Raw genomic sequence first — 2,699 nt, forward strand, 5'->3', positions numbered from 1 at the left:
GGGGTTGTGGGATCTCTCTTTTGCAGTCTGCCGGCTGTGAGACGAGTCAGAAACCGTTGGTGTAGGCGAAGGACATGCGAAAGGTCCGGCGTAGAGGGTAAGACCCCCGTAGCTGAAACATCAGCGGCTTGTTTGAGAGACACCCAAGTAGCACGGGGCCCGAGAAATCCCGTGTGAATCTGGCGGGACCACCCGCTAAGCCTAAATATTCCCTGGTGACCGATAGCGGATAGTACCGTGAGGGAATGGTGAAAAGTACCGCGGGAGCGGAGTGAAATAGTACCTGAAACCGTGTGCCTACAAGCCGTGGGAGCGTCGCTGTGTGTGCTTGCACATGCAGTCGTGACTGCGTGCCTTTTGAAGAATGAGCCTGCGAGTTTGCGGTGTGTTGCGAGGTTAACCCGTGTGGGGAAGCCGTAGCGAAAGCGAGTCCGAATAGGGCGTTGAGTAGCGCGCTCAAGACCCGAAGCGGAGTGATCTAGCCATGGGCAGGTTGAAGCGGAGGTAAGACTTCGTGGAGGACCGAACCCACCAGGGTTGAAAACCTGGGGGATGACCTGTGGTTAGGGGTGAAAGGCCAATCAAACTCCGTGATAGCTGGTTCTCCCCGAAATGCATTTAGGTGCAGCGTCGTGTGTTTCTTGCCGGAGGTAGAGCACTGGATAGGCGATGGGCCCTACCGGGTTACTGACCTTAGCCAAACTCCGAATGCCGGTAAGTGAGAGCGCGGCAGTGAGACTGTGGGGGATAAGCTCCATGGTCGAGAGGGAAACAGCCCAGAGCATCGACTAAGGCCCCTAAGCGTACGCTAAGTGGGAAAGGATGTGGAGTCGCAGAGACAACCAGGAGGTTGGCTTAGAAGCAGCCATCCTTGAAAGAGTGCGTAATAGCTCACTGGTCAAGTGATTCCGCGCCGACAATGTAGCGGGGCTCAAGCGTACCGCCGAAGTCGTGTCAATCAGACATGAGGGCTAACGCCCGTCTGGTTGGGTAGGGGAGCGTCGTGTGCCGGGTGAAGCAGCCGTGTAAGCGAGTTGTGGATGGTTCACGAGTGAGAATGCAGGCATGAGTAGCGATTCACACGTGGGAAACGTGTGCGCCGATTGACTAAGGGTTCCTGGGTCAAGCTGATCTGCCCAGGGTAAGTCGGGACCTAAGGCGAGGCCGACAGGCGTAGTCGATGGACAACCGGTTGATATTCCGGTACCCGCTTTGAAGCGCCCAATATCGAATCCTCTGATGCTAAGGCCGTGAAGCCGCCCTGAGCTCTTCGGAGCGTAGGGGAGTGGTGGAGCCGCTGACCCTAGGTGGTAGTAGGTAAGTGATGGGGTGACGCAGGAAGGTAGTCCAGCCCGGGCGGTGGTTGTCCCGGGGTAAGGGTGTAGGACGTACGGTAGGCAAATCCGCCGTGCATGTGTCTGAGACCTGATGCCGAGCCGATTGTGGTGAAGTGGATGATCCTATGCTGTCGAGAAAAGCCTCTAGCGAGTTTCATGGCGGCCCGTACCCTAAACCGACTCAGGTGGTCAGGTAGAGAATACCGAGGCGTTCGGGTGAACTATGGTTAAGGAACTCGGCAAAATGCCCCCGTAACTTCGGGAGAAGGGGGGCCATTCCTGGTGATCCGTCTTGCACGGTGAGCTGGGGGTGGCCGCAGAGACCAGCGAGAAGCGACTGTTTACTAAAAACACAGGTCCGTGCGAAGCCGTAAGGCGATGTATACGGACTGACGCCTGCCCGGTGCTGGAACGTTAAGGGGACCGGTTAGCTCTGTTTCGACAGGGCGAGGCTGAGAACTTAAGCGCCAGTAAACGGCGGTGGTAACTATAACCATCCTAAGGTAGCGAAATTCCTTGTCGGGTAAGTTCCGACCTGCACGAATGGCGTAACGACTTCTCGACTGTCTCAACCATAGGCCCGGTGAAATTGCACTACGAGTAAAGATGCTCGTTTCGCGCAGCAGGACGGAAAGACCCCGGGACCTTTACTATAGCTTGATATTGGTGTTCGGTTCGGCTTGTGTAGGATAGGTGGGAGACTGTGAAGCTATGGCGCCAGCCGTGGTGGAGTCGTCGTTGAAATACCACTCTGGTCGTGCTGGATGTCTAACCTGGGTCCGTGATCCGGATCAGGGACAGTGTCTGGTGGGTAGTTTAACTGGGGCGGTTGCCTCCTAAAGGGTAACGGAGGCGCCCAAAGGTTCCCTCAGCCTGGTTGGCAATCAGGTGTTGAGTGTAAGTGCACAAGGGAGCTTGACTGTGAGACCGACGGGTCGAGCAGGGACGAAAGTCGGGACTAGTGATCCGGCGGTGGCTTGTGGAAGCGCCGTCGCTCAACGGATAAAAGGTACCCCGGGGATAACAGGCTGATCTTCCCCAAGAGTCCATATCGACGGGATGGTTTGGCACCTCGATGTCGGCTCGTCGCATCCTGGGGCTGGAGTCGGTCCCAAGGGTTGGGCTGTTCGCCCATTAAAGCGGTACGCGAGCTGGGTTTAGAACGTCGTGAGACAGTTCGGTCCCTATCCGCTGTGCGCGTAGGAGTCTTGAGAAGGGCTGTCCCTAGTACGAGAGGACCGGGACGGACGAACCTCTGGTGTGCCAGTTGTTCTGCCAAGGGCATGGCTGGTTGGCTACGTTCGGAAAGGATAACCGCTGAAAGCATCTAAGCGGGAAGCCTGCTTCGAGATGAGGACTCCC

1 rRNA gene is annotated in these 2,699 nt (G+C 56.8%); it reads left to right on the forward strand.

The features are described from left to right. A 23S ribosomal RNA gene (locus tag IF55_RS35535) occupies positions 1 to 2,699 on the forward strand; the annotation flags it as partial.

It is taken from the genome of Streptomyces varsoviensis (assembly GCF_000718635.1).
Taxonomy (GTDB): Bacteria; Actinomycetota; Actinomycetes; order Streptomycetales; family Streptomycetaceae; genus Streptomyces; species Streptomyces varsoviensis.